This window comes from Sphingobium sp. (genome assembly GCF_033795625.1).
Lineage (GTDB): Bacteria > Pseudomonadota > Alphaproteobacteria > Sphingomonadales > Sphingomonadaceae > Sphingobium.
In genome coordinates this window covers 55,344-73,671 of sequence record NZ_JARYGI010000006.1, presented here as the reverse complement: position 1 = coordinate 73,671, position 18,328 = coordinate 55,344, and the positions used below count along the sequence as shown (strand labels likewise).

The window sequence follows — 18,328 nt, the reverse complement described above, 5'->3', positions numbered from 1 at the left end:
GGTAGCATGGCTCAGCGCTTTACGGGCTTACGAGCGGCAGGCGCTGCGCTGGCGAGCACAGGCGTTTTTATACCGTCCACACGGCCAATGGTCTGCATCGCGTAATAGAGCTGAAAGTCGTCTATGCCCTTCTTCTTCAACTCTTCCGCCGTCATCTTGAACCGAGGATCTTCCTTCGCATCCTCCTCCAGCGTCTTGTCGTCCACCTTGATCTCATTGATCAGATGGCGGCGCAGGTCGCTTTCGCGGAACTTGGGACGCGCCTTGTAATCGGGATCGGAAATCTGCGGCACGCGGATGTCGGGCTCGATGCCGCCTTCCTGCACCGAACGGCCCGATGGCGTGTAGTAGCGTGCGGTCGTCAGGCGCAGGGCCGTCGTCGTGCTGAGCGGCAGGAGCGTCTGGACGCTGCCTTTGCCGAAGCTGCGTTCGCCCATGACGAGGCCGCGATGCTGGTCCTGCAGCGCACCCGCGACGATCTCGGAGGCAGAGGCCGAACCGCTGTCCACCAGCACGATCACCGGCAGGCCATTGGCGTCGTCGCCCGGTTTCGCGTAATAGCGCTCGACATCGCCCTTCGCGCGGCCGCGCTGGGACACGATCTCGCCGCGCTCAAGGAACACGTCGCTGACGGACACGGCTTCGTCCAGCAGACCGCCGGGGTTAGAGCGCATGTCGAGCACATAGCCGGTCGGCTTGCGGCCAAGCGACTTGTCGATGCTGCGGATCGCCGAACGTACGTCGGCACCCGTATTGGCGGAGAAGCTGACAATGTTGATGATGCCGATATTGTCTTTCACTTCCCACTTCACCGGCTTCAGCTCGATGATTTCGCGGGTGAGCGACAAGTCTATCGGCTTGTCGCGGCCAGGGCGCACGATGGTCAGCTTGATTGCCGTCCCGGGCGCGCCGCGCATCTTGTCGACCGCTTCATCTAATGTGCCGCCATAGATAAGCTGGCCGTCCAGATGCGTGATATAGTCGCCGGCTTTGATCCCGGCGCGGAACGCTGGCGTGTCCTCAGTCGGTGCGATCACCTTCACCGCGCCGTCTTCCAGCGTTACGGACAGGCCAAGGCCGCCATAATTGCCCTCCGTCTGCGTCCGCAGATTGGCGAAATCGCGCGCGTCTAGGAAGCTGCTATGCGGATCGAGGCTGGAGAGCATGCCCTCGATGGCGCCCTTGATCAGTTTCTCATCGTCCACTTTCTCGACATAGTCGCTGCGCACTTTCTGGAACACGTCCATGAACTCGTCGAGCGCCTTGTAGCTGTTCCCCTCCGCTTCGGCCAAAGCGGCGGTGGTCGCGGGAACGAGAGCGAGCGCGCTGAGGGCCACGGCACTTTTCAGAAAAGCGGATTTCATTGAATGATTCAGTCCTGACTGAGGGATTGAACCTGATATAGGGCATTTGTGTTGCTACGCAAAGCCGTGGGCGACGAGCGTCATATAGCTTCTGCGAAGGACGGTTTATCGAGGTCGCGCTATCCCTGAGTCAGCAGCGGCACGATGTTTACGGGACGGCCAGCGCGCCGCAGCTCTACAGTCACGGTTGTCGTGGATGGCGCGGCGATGCCGACCGGCGTTCCCTGCCGCACGGAATTGCCGACAGCGACCGACAGGCGATGCAGGTTGGTGATCAGCGTCGTCCAGCCCTGCCCATGGTCGATAATCAATATCTGCCCAAAGCCGCGATAATAGCCCGCGAAGGCAATGCGCCCCGCTGCGGGTGCAACGACCTGCGCATTGGGCTGTGTAGCGAGAGTAAGGCCGCGCGCGCGGACGCCGCTTTCGGATACTTCGCCGAAGCCCGTCACTAACTGGCCTACGACCGGCAAGCGATAGGCGAGTGTACCGCTTTGAAACGGCACAAAATCGGCGCGCGGAGCGGCAACGTCGCCCGGACGCGCGGGCCGCAGCGCGGGCCCCGGCAAGGTGGCGAGCCGCTCGCGCACGACGCCCGCATTTTCCAGCTCGTCCATCAGATCGACAATGTCGCGGGCCCGCTCGCCAAGCGCGAGGGCGCGATCCGATTCGAGACTGGCGCTGGAGCGGTAGTCACGGGATGCAATGCGTTTTGCGGTTTCGAGCCTGCGCAGTTCGCCCTGCCGCGCGGCAAGCTGGGTGCGGCTGCCTTCCAGCGCCTCGGCCGCCTGTTCGGCGACGTTGCGCAGGTTCCGGCTGCGGGCGATTTCTGCGCGCAAACCGGCGGTGCGGGCGCGAATCACTGGCAGCACCGCATTGAGGACGAGCCGCACATGCACGGCGTCGGAAATGGAGCCGGGCTGCGCGACCGCCAACGCGGCGGGGCGACGGGCGAGAAGCTGCAGCGCAGCCGTGAGCCGCACGATCGGCTGCTGCCGCTCGGCAAGGCGCTGGGCCTGGGTGCGTTGCAGGCGCGTGATGATTGCGATGCGGGCCTGGGCGGCCTGAACTTCGGCCTCGGACTCCTGGATACGCGCCGCTAGCGCTGCGGCACGGCGGCTGGCGCGGTCGGCATCCTGGGTGGCCTGATTGGCTTGCGCCTCGAGTTGGCGGGACCGGCTTGCGGCCTCCCTCGCCTGCCTGCGCGCAGTTGTGAGGGACTGGCGTTCCTGCGCGAGACTGCTTGTTGGAACGGCGGCATCCTGCGCCAGGCTGGCATAGCTCAACGAGGCGACGACCAGCATCGCTGCTATTGCCAAACCAATCCGCCCCCTTCCCATCGGGCTATCCTTCGCGATGATAGGGATGATTGGCAAGCATGCTTGTGGCGCGCCACAGTTGTTCGGCCAGCATGGCCCGCGCCATCATGTGGGGCCAGGTCATAGCTCCGAAGGCGATCAGCAGATCCGCGCCTGCCCTAGCGGCATCGTCAAAGCCGTCGGCCGCGCCGATCAGGAAGCGGCATTCGCGCTTGCCGCCGTCGCGCCAGCCCTCGATTCGCTGGGCGAAGGCCATGGAGGAAAGCTGTGCGCCTTTCTCGTCCAGCATAACGGTAACGGTGCCGGGCGCGGCAGGGGGCAGCTTACCCCCGCGATCCGGAAGTTCCGTGACCTTAGTGGGGAGCGTTACGCGCTTGAGGTAGCGGTCTACTAGGTCCGCTTCCGGCGACCGACCGATCTTGCCGCGCGCTAGGATGTGCAGGAGCATCGATTGACCCATTCGTGCTGAGTAGAGACTGAGTTTATCGAAGGGTCATATCGAAGCATCCGCCGCAAGCTCGATCCTTCGATACGCCATTTCGACTTCGCTCAATGGCTACTCAGGACTAACGGTTGTGGGGGACTCAGCTCCGCCTTAGTCGCACGGACGAAATCAGGCCGTGCCAGCAACAGGCGCGTCGGTGAAGCCCCACATCCGTTCCAGATTGTAGAAGCTGCGCACTTCCGGGCGGAACAGGTGGACGATGATGTCGCCCGCGTCGATCAGCACCCAGTCCGCGACCGGCAGTCCCTCGATCCGCGCGCTGCGGCCTGTGGCCTGCTTCACCCGCTCGGCGAGCTTCTGGGCCATGGTCGCGACCTGACGCGACGAACGGCCGCTCGCGATCACCATGTAATCGGCGATGCTGCTCTTGCCCTCCAGTGGAATGGAGATGGTTTCCTGCGCCTGGTCGTCGTCGAGCGACTGCATGACCAGGGCGTGCAGGGCGGCCACGGATTCGGTGTCGGCATATGGGCGATCTTCGATCACTTCATGCGGCGCCGTATCGTTGGCGGGGGTCGGTCTGGGCAATTCTACTCCTTCATTTAATCTATTGGTGTATAATCAGTTGGCGCGTGAGCATATCGCGCACCGGCGTATCGTCGAACTCGCGATGCCAGAGGGGGTCCGCCCGCCGCAGCAGGGTTGCCGATCGTGGATCAGGGCGAAAGCGCAGAAGCACGAGCGCCGGCGGTCTCCAGTCCGTCCAGTGTCTGCTCTGGCGCGCGGGCCGGACGAAGCGCCGCAGCCATACCATGGCGACGGAGCCATGAGCAATGCTATTATAGGAGGGCCGAGCGATAACGGCAATGGGCATGATGCGCGCAATGCCGCGCCAGTTCCTCCACTGGCCGAACTGCACCAGATTGTCCCCCCCCATCAGCCAGATGAAGTCATGTTTCGGGTAGCGCCGGACGAGCTTGCGCAGAGTGTCGACTGTATAGCGGGTGCCAAGGTCCCGCTCGATCACGGTAGGGCGGATGGGGGAACGGCGCGCCTGCTTGGCTGCCGAGGCGAAGCGCGCAGGGAGAGGCGCCATCCCCTCCGCCGTCTTCAGGGGATTGCCTGGCGACACGAGCCACCAGACTTCGTCGAGACCCAGCGCCTTCAACGCGAGCAGCGAAACCGACCGATGCGCCCCATGCGCGGGGTTGAAGGACCCTCCCAATATACCGATCCGGCTCATAGCCTGCTTTGGCAGAGTAGCGCGCGCGCCGCAATCAGGGGAGCAGAAAGCGCAACGCGATCGCTGCAGCCACGGCTAAACCCAGCACCGTAACAGGACCCCGGTTGAAGCGGCGCTAATATGCGGGAGGCCGCCTTGCCCCGCACGCATACGCGACAACGGCAGGCGCCCGGGATCAAGAGGATGTTTGTGTCAGCGGGGCGGATGATTCAATTGGCCGGCCCGATATTCACCCTGCAACTCCAGCATCCAGCCGGGATATTCGGACGGGAGCGCGCTGACGGCGTCAAGGCTTGCCAGTTCCTCGGCGGTCAGTGCGATTTCCGTCGCCCCAATATTGTCAGTCAGTTGCTCAGGCCGCTTCGCCCCGATGATGACGCTGGTGACGACCGGCTGATGCAGCAGCCAGGCGAGGGCAATCCGGGCGACGGATACCCCACGGGCATCGGCGATGCCGCGCATGGCGTCGATTACGTCAAAGCCCTTTTCCTTGTCCACCGGCGGGAAGTCGAATGCGGCGCGGCGGCCTTCGCCCTCGCCTTCACGAGTATATTTGCCGGAAAGGAAACCACCGGCCAGTGGCGACCAGACCATCAGGCCGACTTGTTCGGATTGCATCATCGGCACAAGCTCGCGCTCAAGGCCGCGTCCGGCGATGCTGTAATAGGCCTGCACGCTTTCGAAGCGGGCGACGTTCAGGCGTTCGGAGATACCAAGCGCCTTGGCGACGGCCCAGGCGGGCCAGTTGCTGACGCCGACATAGCGGACATGCCCCTGCCGCACGAGATCGTCCAGCGCGCGCACGGTTTCCTCGATGGGCGTAACCGGGTCCCAGCCATGGATCTGGTAAAGATCGATATGATCGGTGCCGAGGCGCTTCAGGCTTTCCTTCACCTGTTGCATAATGTGATAGCGGGTGTTGCCGCGGGCGTTGGGCCCTTCGCCCATGGGGCCGAACACCTTGGTGGCAATCACCAGATCGTTGCGGCTGAGGCCCAATGACTGGATAGCCTGCCCCAATATTTCCTCGGACGCGCCATTGCCGTAGACGTTCGCGGTGTCGATGAAGTTGATCCCGGCATCGACCGCGCCCTTCAGCAACCCTTTGGCCTCGTCCAGTTGAAGCTGTCCGATATTGCCCCACGTCGTGCCTTCGGCGCCGCCGAACGTCATGGTGCCAAGGCAGAGCTCGGACACGAACAGGCCAGTGCGGCCGAAACGGTTGTAGCGCATGGGGAAGCCTCCGGAGGATCAGTGAGAGCGCTCGTCAGATAGGAACGCGCCTCATCCTTTCCAAGCCGGAGACTTTCAGGGGCGAGCTTGTCCGGTGCCGCGCACCAGCCACTTGTAGGTGGTCAGCCCCTCCAGCGCGACGGGACCCCGCGCGTGCAGCCGCCCGGTTGAAATGCCTATCTCCGCGCCCAGGCCGAACTCGCCGCCATCGGCAAATTGCGTGGAGGCGTTCCACATTACGATGGCGCTGTCGACGGCGTTCAAGAATGCCTCGGCAGCGGCGGCATCTTCGGTGATGATCGCGTCGGTGTGGTGGCTGCCATGGACAGCGATGTGGGCAACTGCGTCCTCCAGCCCATCTACCAGGCGGGCCGAGACGATCGCCTCGAGATATTCCGTATCCCAATCCTCGTCGGAGGCAGGGATGACATGGGAATCGAGGGCCTGCACATCGGCATCACCGCGTACTTCGCAGTGGGCGTCGAGCAGCGCCTTGATCACTCTTCCAGCCGAGGGGAAATCCCGGTCGATCAGCACGGTTTCGGTAGCGCCGCAGACGCCGGTTCGGCGCATCTTGGCGTTGACGACCAGCGCACAGGCCATGTCGGCATCGGCCGCGGCATGGATGTAACTGTGGTTGATGCCGTCGAGATGCGCGAGAACGGGCACGCGCGCCTCTTCCTGCACGCGCGCGACGAGGCTCTTTCCGCCGCGCGGGATGATGAGGTCGATGAACTCCGACGCCTTGAGGAGCGCGCCGACTGCTGCGCGGTCGATGGTGGGGACGATCTGCACGACATCCGCGGGAAGGCCAGCCGCGGTGATGCCGGACAGCAGGGCCGTGTGGATCGCGCGATTGCTTTCCACCGCTTCGCTGCCGCCGCGCAGGATGACGGCATTGCCCGCGCGCAGGCACAGGGCCGCAGCGTCGGCCGTCACATTGGGGCGGCTCTCGTAGATGATGCCGATGACGCCGAGCGGCACCCGCACGCGCTGGAGGACGAGACCGTTAGGCCGCTCACTCGTGTCGATGATGGCGCCAAGCGGATTGGATAGGGTCGCGACTGCATCCACGCCGTCAGCCGTCGCGGCGATCCGCCCGGCGTCGAGACGCAGACGGTCGAGCATCGCCGGAGACAGACCGTTGGCGGCGGCATTTTCCATGTCGCGCGCATTGGCGGCGGCGATAGCAGGCGCAGCATCGCGCAGCGCTTGGGCGGCGAGCTTCAGCGCCTGCGCCTTTTGCTCGTCACTCGCCTTTGCGAGCACTGCGCCAGCCTTGCGGGCACGTGCTCCCATCGTTGCGATGAGCATCTCGGGCGTCTGGGTCATGTCGTTCATGGCATTTGCCTAGCATGATTCGGGCGTGTGGGAAACGTCGCGGCACTGGTTCAGTAGGGTGGCGCCTTCACGGCCCGCTGCGCCCTGCCCGCTTCCGCCCACCAGGAGAGATCGTCGGCGAAGCGTGGGAAGGAGCGCTCTAGAGCCTTGCCCGCATCGCCGGTAGGCTGGCCCTGCTCGTCCAGAGTTTGGCTGATCGGTCCGACTGTGATCGTGCTGGAGATGACGACCATGCCCATCTCGCTCAGCGTCGGGTGCCACATGCTGTTCGCGCGCGCGCCGCCTAGCCGGCCCGCGGAGTAGCTGGCAATCGCAGCGGGGCGCCAGAACCATTCCTCCAGAAAATGGTCGGTCAGGTTCTTGAGGCCCGGCTGCATGCCCCAGTTGTATTCGCCGGTGACGAATATGAAGGCGTCGGCGGTGCGGATCGTCTCCGCCAGCGCCTCCATCGCGGGCGGCGCTTCGCCCTTGGGATGCTCCTTGTACATGCGGTCGAGCATGGGCAGGTCGATGGCTTTGGCGTCGATAAGCTCAGCCTTGTCGCCGCGGGCGGTGATCCCCGCGACGATATAGTTGGCCAGACGGATGCCCATCCGGTCCGAGCGATAGGAGCCGTAGAAGACCGGGATAGACAGCGGCATGTCTCTGGCTCCTTGAAAGTCAATCTGCGAACGGATCGCGCACCAATATGGTGTCGTTGCGCTGCGGCGAAGTCGAGACCAGAGTGACCGGGCAGCCGATCAGTTCCTCGATACGGCGGATATATTTGATGGCCTGCGCAGGAAGATCGGCCCAGCTGCGCGCGCCTGCGGTGGTGTCGTGCCAGCCTTCGATGGTTTCGTAGACTGGCTCCGCGCGCGCCTGATCCTGGCTATGCGCGGGGAGATAGTCGTAATGCGTGTCGCCGATCCGGTAGCCGGTGCAGATGTTGAGCGTATCGAAGCCGTCGAGCACGTCGAGCTTGGTGAGCGCAATGCCGGTGATGCCGGAGACGGCGACCGACTGGCGCACCAGCACCGCGTCGAACCAGCCGCAGCGGCGCTTGCGGCCCGTGACGGTACCGAATTCATGGCCCCGCTCACCAAGGCGCTGGCCGGTGGCGTCTTCCAGTTCGGTCGGGAACGGTCCGGAGCCGACGCGCGTCGTGTACGCCTTGACGATGCCCAGCACGAAGCCTGCCGCAGAGGGACCGAGGCCCGAGCCGCCCGCCGCAGTGCCCGCGATGGTGTTCGAGGACGTGACGAACGGGTAGGTGCCGTGGTCCACGTCGAGCAGCACGCCCTGCGCGCCTTCGAACAGGATGCGCTTGCCCTGCGCCTTGGCGGTGTTGAGCGTCAGCCATACGGGCTTGGCATAGGGCAGGATGAATTCGGCGACTTCGCGTAGCTGCGCCATCAGCGCCTCGCGGTCGATAGGCGCTTCGCCGAACCCGGCGCGCAGTGCATCGTGATGGGCAGTCAGGCGATCGATCTGCGGACCGAGGTCGTCGAGGTGCGCAAGGTCGCAGACGCGGATGGCGCGGCGGCCGACCTTGTCCTCATAAGCGGGGCCGATGCCGCGCCGGGTCGTGCCGATCTTGCCCGCGCCGCTTGCGTCCTCGCGCAGGCCGTCGAGGTCGCGGTGCAGCGGCAGGATCAGCGGACAGGTTTCGGCGATCTGGAGATTGTCGGGCGTGATGATGACGCCCTGCCCGGCCAGCTTCGCCACTTCATCGCGGAAGTGCCAGGGGTCCAGCACCACGCCATTGCCGATCACCGACAGCGTGCCGCGCACGATCCCCGAGGGAAGCAGCGAAAGCTTGTAGACATTGTCGCCGACGACCAGCGTATGCCCGGCGTTGTGGCCACCCTGAAAGCGCACGACGACATCGGCGCGCTCGGCAAGCCAGTCGACGATCTTGCCCTTGCCTTCATCGCCCCACTGGGCACCGATCACGGTCACATTGGCCACTTGCACATCCTCAAGATGGGGACCCCGCCGGTGCGGGGAAAAGTCCCGGCCCCTCTAGGGAGCAAATGCGAGCAGGACAAGTCTTCCCCTCAGGTGCGGCGGGCGGCGAGTTCGCGGACGAGGTTCGGGTCGGGCATGCCGCGGATCGCGATTTCTGCATAGTCACCGGCGCTGAAGATCTCGATATTGCCGACGCCCATCATGCGCTGGAACACGCTCTGGGTGATGCGGACCGTCCGGACGCTGGAGAGCGCGAGTTGCGTGCGCTGTTTGGAGAGGATGCCGCGTTCCATCAGTATCTCGCTCTCGCTGACGGCGAGGCGTTCGCCCTTCGACTTGATCCACCAGATGCCCAGCCCGACGATGCCGATCACCGACACGAGCAGCAGGATGAACAGCAGCGGATTGCTGCGGAACATGGCGGGGTGCGCGTCGTAGAGCCAGTTTTCCGTCACGCGCACCCCTCCAAGATCAGGGGGCGATCATTGTCCCTCGCACGCCCGATCGTCAAGGCTCAGGGTGCGATGCGCGCGCGTCCGACGCGATAGCCCTTTTCCTTCATTTCCTTCACATAGTCGTAGCGGGCGTCGACCAGTTCGCTGCGATATTCTTCCCAGGCGTCGCGGCGATCTTCGCTGTCGGTGACGTCGGCAAGGTCCTTGCGCAGTTCCTGCCGCGCTTCGGCTACATCCGTTTCGTAGTCGTGCCAGAGGTTGTTCTGGCGACCGGCTATGGGGTGCGTCATGATGAGGTTGTTTTCCTGCCGCGCCCGTTCCTCCTCATACGAGACGGGGCGCTGGGCATGGGCGGCAACGGCGGGCGCGGTCATGGCGACGGCGGCCAGGATGAAGGCGGTCCGGATCATGAGGTCTTCCTTTCAGATTAGTATCTGCCTGATCCGACAACGGCCCAGGCAGCGGTTTTCATCCAGGGGTGCGGCGGGGCGCCCGGTTTTCATGGCCGGAAGCCCCGCTGCGTCGGTTAGCGGCAGCTTACCCCGCCGCGATCGATCTCCCGGCCCAGCAGCGCGCCGCCGCCGGCGCCGAGCAACGTACCGAGCAGGCTGGAGCTGCCGTTGTCGAGCGCGTTGCCCAGCAGGCCACCGGCAGCCGCGCCGATGATCAGGCCCGTGGTGCCGTCATTGCGGCGGCAATAGTAGCGGCCGTTGCTGCCGCGATAGATGCGGCTGTTCCGGTTCAGGCGCTGCGGCTGGTAGTAGCGGCCGTCGCGATAGTAGTTGTCGGCATAATAGCGTTCGCCGCGGCGCTCAGCGCGGTTGTAGTCATAGTTGCGATACTGGCGCCAGTCGCGGGCGTCGCGGCGTGCTTCGCGGCGATCGTCGCGCCGGTCCTGACGCCATTCGCGGCGGTCATCCCGGCGATCCTGCTTGTCGCGCCAGCCATGGGCGGGGGCGTGGCCCGGAGGATCGGCAAGCGCGGGCGCTGCGGTGAGCGTCGTGGCGGCGAGCATGATGCCCAGCAATAACTTCTTCATCGTCTCTCTCCTCGATCAACCTGTGAGGGCATAACGTGAGTTAGAAGCGGTGGTTGCATGAACGTAACATAACAGCGGCGAAGGCAGGCGTTCAGCTTGTGCGCCGATGCACGGAACGCGATCCGTGGACTGCACGTTGTCGCGTTCATATCCCTTCTGACGACCACCCCTTCTGACGATAAGGACATGCGCCATGACCGACACGCCCCGCGAGCCTCTGGACGAACGCGACGCCCTGAATATCGAGCCCGACATCGAGAATGACGAGCAGCGCGACGAGGGGCAGGCGCAGGACGTCGCGGCGGACGCGCGGACGCGCTTCACCTCCGTCAACGAGGAGAGCGAGCGCGGCGGGTCGCCCGACCGCACGCAGATCGTTCCCGATGACGTGCCCGATCTGGTCGAGACGATGAACGCGATGGTCAATAGCGGCCGCATCGACAATGGCGCGTTCGCGGGCGAGCCGATGCTGGACGACGAAGAAGACATATTGGGCCAGACCGACGGCGACGATGACGAGGACGAGCTGAACGAGGAATAGGCCCGCGCCGCGGCCGCCTTCCAACAGCCGTGCTGGCTCGGAAGGTGACAAAGGTGACACTACGTCACCCCCATTGTGGCCCCTTGCAGTTGTGGCGATGTTGGAGTTCGCGCCTTTTGAAGCCTGCCGCCGGAGGGACCGGCCAAGCGGTGCCGCGCCCCCCTACGTGCTTCAAGTCAAGCCGTCCGCGCCGCCGCTGCGGGGACGGGTATATTGTCCGTCCCGCCTGATGCCGGGGCGCTGGCTCGGGTAGACCGGCTGACCTGAGATGCCCATCGCCGCGCTGGCCGGACGAAGGTCGAAGCGGCAGCGCGCGGTCGATGCGGATACCGCTGGCGGCGCACATTACCGTTCTCAAAGCGGCCTACTTTGACAAACGGGCAGAAGCGCAGCGGCGCCGGATCGATGGTGGGGTCTCGTCAGCGAGTCAGGAGCGTGGTGCCACCAATGCTTGCGGTTGGAAGGAGCGGTGGTGTTAGCGGATTGCGTGGCGTGTAGGACAGGGGAGATATGCGGCTTGTCAGCCCTGCGCTGGTGGCCCATATTCAATGTCATGAAGACGAAGCTGGCGTGATCCGTCTAGCGTGCAGTCCACGACGATCCTGCGGTAGAGCAATGGCGGTATCCGCTAACTTTAATGACGAATAAAGTCCTGTCCGATGCCGAAATTGCTGCTCAGTTGGCGGCGCTGTCCGCAATGGAAGACTCGGATATCGATACGAGCGATATTCCGGAGGTGGAAGAGCGCTTTTGGGCCAATGCGGAACGTGGCCGCTTTTACAGGCTCCGTGTGTCAGACAGCGCGTAAACCCGGTGCGGGTGCGCCGCGCAGCATGCCTTCGGTGCTGAGGTCTTCGTCAAGGTCCGGCCAGTGGATGCCATAACCGCCGCCGCTGCGTTCCCAGTTCAGTCTCTGCTCTGGCGTCGCGTTGAACAGGCGGGGATACCACGCCAGCGGCACAGCGATGGTGCGGCCGTCCATGAGGTCGACTATCAGCCGGTCTTCGTCCAGATGCACATCGGCGACACGCTCCGTAAATTCACTCATATTGATGCGCCCAACACAGCACCGCTTTTGAGCACTGAATGTTCAGAACGGCACTTCATCTTCTTCTTCGAAAACTTTGCCTGACCTGATATCGTCTCGTTCACTTTTCATCAGTGCAGCATACGAGCGAAGCAGATGATTTCTACCAGTATCGGTCAGACTTAGACCGATATATCTTTCGTGGGTATTTTCATCGTAAGAATCAAACTTTTGTACGAAACCGTCTTCTATTAGCCTTGCTGTTACTAACGCGACCATTCGCTCGCTGGCGAAAGAATCGACAATTTTGCGCTGAATAGACCAAAGGGTAGTACCCTCCGGCGAACGCAAATCTTGATCTAGAAATTCCAATAGGCAGGCCCGCTTCAAATCGTCAAAATCCGCGTTCTCACCATCTATGCTAGAGGTATCACCAAGGGAAGTTCTCTCCTGTGCTTCGCTCAATGCGACCCTGATATTTTCAGTAATTGCAGCCGCTAAATTTTCAAAATCCGATTGAGCGTCCGTACTGTAAAAGATTATTGGTCTATGGGAGATATCAAAAGGAAGTTTTACGCGCTTACTTTTGTCACATACGATTACAGTTGGAACATTTAGGCATAGCGCGTAGCCTAGCTCGAGGAATACATTTGGATTGTCTTCTGAAACATCAGCAAAAGCGACTGTAGAATTCCTAATTCCAGCTTCGATTTTCTCGATCACTGGCGTAGTGCCGAGAACTTCGTCAGCGCGAATGGGCTTCGCGCCCGCTGCATCAATTGCGGGCGCGAAAGTCTCCCGGTAACGCCGGTCGTAGGCTCCGCCATCGAAACGTTGAATTACAAAGCAAGTCTTAAGCATTTACTCCGCCGCGATCCCCGCCTGCTTAAACATATCGTCGCCCGGTTCGTCCTCGACGGTGTCGTTGGCCTTGAGCTTCTTGCGGCGGTCGAAGCTGTCCCAGACTTCGTTCCAGTTGCCGCGGGTCGCGCCCTTTGAATATTCGGTGGCGCGGGTTTCGAAGAAGTTCGCGTGCTCCACGCCGTTCAGCAGCGGGGCGAGCCATGGCAGGGGGTGATCCTCGATCATGTAGATCGGCTGAAAACCGAGCTGCCCCAGCCGCCAGTCGGCGATGAAGCGGATGTAGCGCTTGATCTCCTTGGCGGTCATGCCGGGCACCGGACCCATTTCGAACGCCAGGTCGATGAAGGCATCCTCCAGCCGCACGGTCTTCTGGCAGCAATCGATGATGTCTTCCTTGACCGCTTTGGTCAGGCACTGACGCTCTGCGACGAAGGTGTGGAACATCTTGACGATGCCTTCGCAATGCAGCGTCTCGTCGCGGATCGACCAGGTGACGATCTGGCCCATGCCCTTCATCTTGTTGAAGCGCGGGAAGTTCATCAGCATGGCGAAGCTGGCGAAGAGCTGCAGCCCTTCGGTAAAGCCGCCGAACATGGCGAGAGTACGGGCGATGTCCTGATCGCTGTCGACGCCGAACTGCTGCATGTAGTCATGCTTGTCGCGCATCTCCTGATATTCCAGGAACGCGCCATATTCGCTCTCGGGCATACCGATGGTGTCGAGCAAGTGGCTGTAGGCGGCGATATGGATGGTCTCCATATTGCTGAACGCGGTCAGCATCATCTTGACTTCGGTGGGCTTGAACACACGGCCATATTTGTCGTGGTAGCAATCCTGCACCTCGACATCGGCCTGGGTGAAGAAGCGGAAGATCTGCGTCAGGAGGTTGCGCTCATGGTCTGAGAGCTTCTGCGCCCAGTCGCGGCAATCCTCGCCCAGGGGCACTTCCTCGGGCATCCAGTGGATCTGCTGCTGACGCTTCCAGAAATCGAAGGCCCAGGGGTATTCAAAGGGCTTGTACTGCTTGGAGGCTTGGAGAAGAGACATGGGATTACTCCGGACGTGCAATTAACGGGGTGAAATTCTGGGCGGCGATGGCTCCCGACGCGGCGGTGGCGCGTTTCAGCGCGACTACCCCCGTTACAGGAGCGAAATCATGGTCGATACGAGCAGCATCAAGGAACATGCCGAAGTCATCGGCGCGGACGGCGTCCATGTGGGCACCGTCGATCACGTCCAGGGCGACCGGCTGAAGCTGACCAAGAAAGACAGCGGACAAGGGAGCCATGAGGGCCATCACCATTATATCTCCAACGGCCTGATTGCGGCGGTCGAGGGCGACGGGTCCACGGTGCGACTGTCCGCGAACGCCGACGTGGCGGTGACGTTCGAGGAAGAAGAGAACTCCCAGCAGGTATAAGCCCCGCTGGTCACGAAGGATGGGCGCGGCGCCGGCGGGTGCTGCGCCCTTTTTCTTGCGCGGGGCATGGCGAAAGCGGGCACGGCCGGGTGGATGGCAATGGCAGAACAACGCATGATGGCACCCCTTCCCGTCCGTTTCCCGAAAAGCAAAAATTCGGACGGATTTCGGCAGCTTGGCCCATCACCCGTCACGCCCCCCGGCATGACGAGAATGTTACTCCACTCTTAAGAAAGTGCCAGCGGATTTTCTGCGGCTGGTCGCAAAATACCGCTTGCGCCCACAATTGCTAGCGTTTGCCGGGTGAGCGGAACACTAGAGATTGCGGGCGTGTTTTGTTCTCATGCTGCCGCCATCCCTTGCGGAATTGGCGGCTTTGTGGGGTTTTTGGCCCCTAGAACAGCCAGCCGGCGCGAATGCCGAAGCGGTGGTTGGCGAGGCGTTCGTTGGCTGCGACATTGGAGTCGAGGTTGTTCAATTGATAGAGCAGGCCGATCTGCCACTGGCGGCGGATGGTGACGGTGAAGTCGGCCTGTGCGGTGACGCGCTCGTCCTTGCGGCGGAAACCGGCGAAGCTGCGATAGTCGATGAACTGATAGCCGGGCTCGATGGAGAATTCATAGCCGAGCGTCTCGCGATCGCCCCAGTTGTACGAATAGCTGAGGCTGCCGCCGTAGCGGAAGCTGTCCAGCGTCGGGTCAGTGACGTTGCGGTACTGGAGCTGAACCTCGCCACGCAAGGTCTGGCCGAGGCCGACCGTGTCGCCGAGATAGACGCGGCCATAGTGGAAGGTGCCATCGAGACCCGCGCGGCGGTCATTGCGGTGCGTCAGTTCATAGGCGCCGCCGAGCACCATGTCGCCCGACAAGCGGCGTTCCGCATTGATGCCCGCCCCGTAATTGGCCTGCACGAAGTCGCCGGAGCGACGCTCGGTGGAGAACAGGCCGACGACGCCGACCGTCATACGCGCCGAGGGGATGTTGAAATAGGGGCCGGTCTCGATGTCGAGGATCGTGCGGTCGATGCGCTCCAGCGAGAATTGCGCGGTCTGGGTGCCGGTGAAGCGCGTGCGCCACTGGTCGCCATTCTCGTTGAGGCGCAGGCGATAATCGAGCGTCACCCGGGCCAGCGCGCTGCCATCGTCGAAGCGCTGATTGTTGGGATAGCCGTCGTCGTCGATTTCGTTGCGGAGCGAGTTGACCAAAGCCGGGGCGTTGGTGTCGTAGTTGATGCCCGCAACGACGGAGCCGTGCAACGACTGCCTGGGCGTGTCGGCTTCGATGCGGGCGAGCAGGTTCTGGGCGCGTTCGGCGAGGCGCTCGTTCTGCGGGGACGTGGCGACGCCCTGCGCAATGGTGCGCGACTTTACGTAGAAACGCTCGCGGCGGAGGATGTCCGCCTGGGTCAGTTGCGCGGACTGGATGACCTGCGGCGAGGGCGCGGGCTGCTGGGCGATGATCTCGTCGAGGATGGCGAGGCTCTGCGTCGGCGTGGCGCGGGCGTCAGATTGGGCTACGTCGATGCGGGCGCGGGCCTTATAGTCGATTTCGCGCTGAGCGAGCTGGGCAAATTTGGTGTCGACGCGCGCTGTCTGCTCGGGCGTGGCCATCGCTTTGGCGGTGTCGAGTTCGGCGCGGGCGGTGGCGAAGTCGCCCCTTTCCGTGGCGACATCCGACAAGCCGAAATGCGCGCTGATCAGGCGGCTGATCGAGGGTGGCGGGGCCATAGCGAGGACCTGACGATATTGCGCTTCGGCACCGGCGGCGTCGGCCGGATCGGCATCGGCCAGCGCATCGCCCTGGCGGATCAGCAGCGACGCGTCGATGTCGCGCTCGGAGAGGCTTGCGCGCTCCCGGATGCGTGCGGCGCGCTCTACATCGCTAAGTGCGGCGGTTTCCTGCTTGGCTTCGGCAAGGGCGTTGCGGGCACCGGCTACGTCACCCTTTTCGGCCAGCACGTCCGCAAGCTGCAAGTGAATCCGAGGATGATAATCGTCGGGATAGGGGCACGGCTGGGAGAGCAGCGTGTTGTACGCACCGACCAGTTCGTCCGTGCCAGCGCCTGCGGAACGGCGAGCTGCGACGGCGTCATAGGCTGCGCCGCGAGCGGCGATGGTCTCGGCATAGCCGATGCGGCGCGTAAGCTGTGCGGCCTGCGTAGCGATCTCGGCGCTGGCGCCCTTGGTGGCTCGGGCAGCGAAGTCGCGGGCTGTCGCGAAGTCGCCGCGCGTCAGGGCCGACTGCGACAGGCGCAGGGCGGCACGGCGCGAGGTTTCGCGGCGATCCGCCGGGGTGTTGAGCATGCGCGTATAGATCGCATCGGCTTCGGCGCGCTTGCCTGCGCGGCGCAGGGCGTCGGCGTCGTACATCACGCGGGCGGCGGGCTCGACGGGCGGTTTGCCCACCCGGACAGGGGCGGCGGCGCGATCGTCATTGGGCGTCGGGCACACGGCCGCCATCAGCATAGTGGGCAAGCCCAGCCCGGTCGTCGCCAGGCAGAGTCCGAGAACGGGTCTGAAACGGAAGAATGTCATGTGGATTACCCCCAAAAGGACTTGAACCAGGCCGCAACGCGACCAAGCCAGCCGGACTGCGATGATGCTGTTGTTGTTGATGCCGAACCGCCGGGCTCCCCACCCGCCGGACAGAGTTGGGTGCTGACACTGCCCGTCAGCGGATCGACGTTGATCAACGAAATGTCGGAGATCAGGGCGTGGTCGTCGGGCAGGACGATCGTGTAACTGGTGCTGGCGGTGGGTGCGCGCCGTGTGTCCATCTTGATGGCCTTCTGGTGGCCGTCGACATAGTTCAGCTGGATCACGAAATTCCGGAATGCCGGATTTTCACTGCTGAGCTGAAGCTGCACGGCCTCGTCGTCGGGGGCCACGCGGGCAATGTCCGCCGCGCTCGCAATGCTGTTCATGCCGGGCCTGAACGCCGCCTTGGTCGGGCGATAGCTGGCGCTGCAACTGCTCCGGAGCAGGGCGGAGCGCCCGGCGGCGAAATTGTCGTCGGGCAAGTTGGAGGCCGTGAATTCCCAGATGAGATATTTGGGTTTCAGCGTGTTGAATTCCGGGGAGCGGGCATATTGATCGAAGGAGGTCAGCGGGCCGCCCCCCGAAATGGCGAGGTTCATGACGCTGCGCCCCGAAAGCGCCTCAAGGAAGGGCGCGAAGCTGTAGCGCTCGGTCTGCGCGGTAAAACTGGTGCCGACGAGCACGATGTGGGTCTCCGCGCCTCCGCCCAGCAGGTCGCCACCGCCTGCCAGCGCAGAATCTTCCGCCACCAGGAAAGCGGGAATTGTCTGACGGGGCCACTTTGTCTTGCAGATCTTGTTGAGGGCGTCGGTATAGGATGCGCCGCTGACTTCGGCGACGCGTGTGCCGCGGACGGCGGGCTCGCCCTGCTTCAGCCGCTCGGGCGCGATCTGGCGGGTGATTGCGAGGGCTGCGGCCCAGGAGCCAGCCGGGGACCAGTGCGGTTCGGCGGGGCTGCCGATCTGGTCGAACGAGAGGTTGTAGCGGCGTGCTTCGCCAAGGACATCGGGGACGATGGCGCCGCTCAGCCGGATGCGATCGAGCAAGGCGAGGTAGCCGCGCAACTGCCCGTCCTGCTGCCGGGCGCTGGTCTGCTTCACGAGCGGCGGAAGGTGCGTGTAACCCAGCACCGAGCGCGGCGGCGGGATCAGCACGATCAGCTTGGTCCCGCGCTTTGCAAGCGTGTCGGCGATGCGGCGGACGTCACCGAAGAAGCCGGGCGACAGTGCAGCGTCCCAGTCGATCTCGCCCTGGAGGAAGAACCATCCGGCATCGCCTTCCAGCACCTGCTTGTCGGGTTCCGCATAGCTGTTGGGCTGTAGGGCGGCCGGGCAGAAGGGATAGCGTTGCGGATTGGCGCTGGTGAACGCGGTGCGGGGATCGAACGTCTGCAGGGGGCCGACTGGCAAAACGGGCGCCGCAGCGGTCTGCGCCGATGCGGATATTTGCGTTAATGCAAACGAAATCGATAAGATGCTAGCAGCGGCGCACCGGACGCAATAGGACGGCTTTGGAAGTTTCATTTTGGTTTCCTGAAATCCCCGGAGGAAG

At 63.4% G+C, this 18,328-nt stretch carries 20 protein-coding genes; 3 read left to right on the top strand and 17 right to left on the bottom strand.

Going from position 1 to position 18,328, the window contains the following annotated elements:
- Positions 1 to 11: 11 nt before the first annotated feature.
- The 12 genes from QHC67_RS04655 to QHC67_RS04600 all read right to left on the bottom strand — a co-directional run bounded on the left by QHC67_RS04655 (position 12) and on the right by QHC67_RS04600 (position 10,389).
- On the bottom strand, positions 12 to 1,364 hold the full coding sequence (locus tag QHC67_RS04655) for a S41 family peptidase (protein WP_319291659.1): 1,353 nt from the start codon (positions 1,362 to 1,364) through the stop codon (positions 12 to 14).
- 119 nt (positions 1,365 to 1,483) lie between these two features.
- Positions 1,484 to 2,704, bottom strand: a complete 1,221-nt coding sequence (locus tag QHC67_RS04650) for a murein hydrolase activator EnvC family protein (RefSeq protein WP_319291656.1) — start codon at positions 2,702 to 2,704, stop codon at positions 1,484 to 1,486.
- A 4-nt stretch (positions 2,705 to 2,708) separates the two neighbouring features.
- Entirely contained in the window at positions 2,709 to 3,131 is a 423-nt protein-coding gene (locus tag QHC67_RS04645; protein WP_319291654.1) for a 23S rRNA (pseudouridine(1915)-N(3))-methyltransferase RlmH, read from the bottom strand.
- Positions 3,132 to 3,296: 165 nt separating this feature from the next.
- The gene (rsfS, locus tag QHC67_RS04640; protein WP_413818490.1) at positions 3,297 to 3,716 is read right to left on the bottom strand and encodes a ribosome silencing factor; all 420 of its coding nucleotides are present in this window, start codon (positions 3,714 to 3,716) and stop codon (positions 3,297 to 3,299) included.
- A gap of 19 nt (positions 3,717 to 3,735) precedes the next feature.
- Positions 3,736 to 4,371: a nicotinate-nucleotide adenylyltransferase gene (locus tag QHC67_RS04635; protein ID WP_319291651.1), complete on the bottom strand. Its 636-nt coding sequence runs from the start codon at positions 4,369 to 4,371 to the stop codon at positions 3,736 to 3,738.
- A 192-nt stretch (positions 4,372 to 4,563) separates the two neighbouring features.
- Positions 4,564 to 5,604, bottom strand: coding sequence for an aldo/keto reductase (locus QHC67_RS04630; RefSeq protein ID WP_319291648.1), 1,041 nt, complete (start codon positions 5,602 to 5,604; stop codon positions 4,564 to 4,566).
- Positions 5,605 to 5,679: 75 nt separating this feature from the next.
- Positions 5,680 to 6,945 carry a glutamate-5-semialdehyde dehydrogenase gene (locus QHC67_RS04625; RefSeq protein ID WP_319291645.1) on the bottom strand — a complete coding sequence of 422 codons (1,266 nt, stop codon included), beginning with the start codon at positions 6,943 to 6,945 and terminating at the stop codon, positions 5,680 to 5,682.
- 50 nt (positions 6,946 to 6,995) lie between these two features.
- Positions 6,996 to 7,586 carry an NADPH-dependent FMN reductase gene (locus QHC67_RS04620; protein ID WP_319291642.1) on the bottom strand — a complete coding sequence of 197 codons (591 nt, stop codon included), beginning with the start codon at positions 7,584 to 7,586 and terminating at the stop codon, positions 6,996 to 6,998.
- 19 nt (positions 7,587 to 7,605) lie between these two features.
- A complete protein-coding gene (locus tag QHC67_RS04615; RefSeq protein WP_319291639.1) occupies positions 7,606 to 8,895 on the bottom strand; it encodes an adenylosuccinate synthase in 1,290 nt (429 codons plus the stop codon).
- 89 nt (positions 8,896 to 8,984) lie between these two features.
- Positions 8,985 to 9,350 (bottom strand): PH domain-containing protein, encoded by a 366-nt coding sequence (locus tag QHC67_RS04610; RefSeq protein ID WP_319291637.1) that lies wholly within the window; start codon positions 9,348 to 9,350, stop codon positions 8,985 to 8,987.
- 59 nt (positions 9,351 to 9,409) lie between these two features.
- Positions 9,410 to 9,760, bottom strand: coding sequence for a hypothetical protein (locus tag QHC67_RS04605; RefSeq protein ID WP_319291634.1), 351 nt, complete (start codon positions 9,758 to 9,760; stop codon positions 9,410 to 9,412).
- 116 nt (positions 9,761 to 9,876) lie between these two features.
- A complete protein-coding gene (locus QHC67_RS04600; protein WP_319291630.1) occupies positions 9,877 to 10,389 on the bottom strand; it encodes a glycine zipper 2TM domain-containing protein in 513 nt (170 codons plus the stop codon).
- A 193-nt stretch (positions 10,390 to 10,582) separates the two neighbouring features.
- Between QHC67_RS04600 and QHC67_RS04595 the strand changes: the two genes are divergently transcribed.
- The gene (locus QHC67_RS04595; RefSeq protein WP_319291627.1) at positions 10,583 to 10,930 is read left to right on the top strand and encodes a hypothetical protein; all 348 of its coding nucleotides are present in this window, start codon (positions 10,583 to 10,585) and stop codon (positions 10,928 to 10,930) included.
- Between the two features lie 637 nt (positions 10,931 to 11,567).
- Complete coding sequence (locus QHC67_RS04590; protein WP_319291624.1) at positions 11,568 to 11,738, top strand: hypothetical protein; 171 nt, start codon at positions 11,568 to 11,570, stop codon at positions 11,736 to 11,738.
- Here the strand turns inward: QHC67_RS04590 and QHC67_RS04585 are convergent.
- The 3 genes from QHC67_RS04585 to QHC67_RS04575 are packed head-to-tail and all read right to left on the bottom strand — an operon-like array spanning position 11,724 to position 13,868.
- Positions 11,724 to 11,978, bottom strand: a complete 255-nt coding sequence (locus QHC67_RS04585) for a DUF2442 domain-containing protein (protein ID WP_319291621.1) — start codon at positions 11,976 to 11,978, stop codon at positions 11,724 to 11,726. The two genes, QHC67_RS04590 and QHC67_RS04585, sit on opposite strands and share 15 nt — an antisense overlap.
- A 42-nt stretch (positions 11,979 to 12,020) precedes the next feature.
- A complete protein-coding gene (locus QHC67_RS04580; protein WP_319291619.1) occupies positions 12,021 to 12,818 on the bottom strand; it encodes a hypothetical protein in 798 nt (265 codons plus the stop codon).
- On the bottom strand, positions 12,819 to 13,868 hold the full coding sequence (locus QHC67_RS04575) for a ribonucleotide-diphosphate reductase subunit beta (RefSeq protein ID WP_319291616.1): 1,050 nt from the start codon (positions 13,866 to 13,868) through the stop codon (positions 12,819 to 12,821).
- Between the two features lie 109 nt (positions 13,869 to 13,977).
- Between QHC67_RS04575 and QHC67_RS04570 the strand changes: the two genes are divergently transcribed.
- Positions 13,978 to 14,241 carry a DUF2171 domain-containing protein gene (locus tag QHC67_RS04570; RefSeq protein WP_319291613.1) on the top strand — a complete coding sequence of 88 codons (264 nt, stop codon included), beginning with the start codon at positions 13,978 to 13,980 and terminating at the stop codon, positions 14,239 to 14,241.
- 394 nt (positions 14,242 to 14,635) lie between these two features.
- Here QHC67_RS04570 and QHC67_RS04565 read toward each other — a convergent pair whose 3' ends face one another.
- On the bottom strand, positions 14,636 to 16,774 hold the full coding sequence (locus QHC67_RS04565; RefSeq protein WP_319291610.1) for a hypothetical protein: 2,139 nt from the start codon (positions 16,772 to 16,774) through the stop codon (positions 14,636 to 14,638).
- 5 nt (positions 16,775 to 16,779) lie between these two features.
- The gene (locus QHC67_RS04560) at positions 16,780 to 18,186 is read right to left on the bottom strand and encodes an alginate O-acetyltransferase AlgX-related protein (protein WP_319291608.1); all 1,407 of its coding nucleotides are present in this window, start codon (positions 18,184 to 18,186) and stop codon (positions 16,780 to 16,782) included.
- Between the last annotated feature and the right edge of the window lie 142 nt (positions 18,187 to 18,328).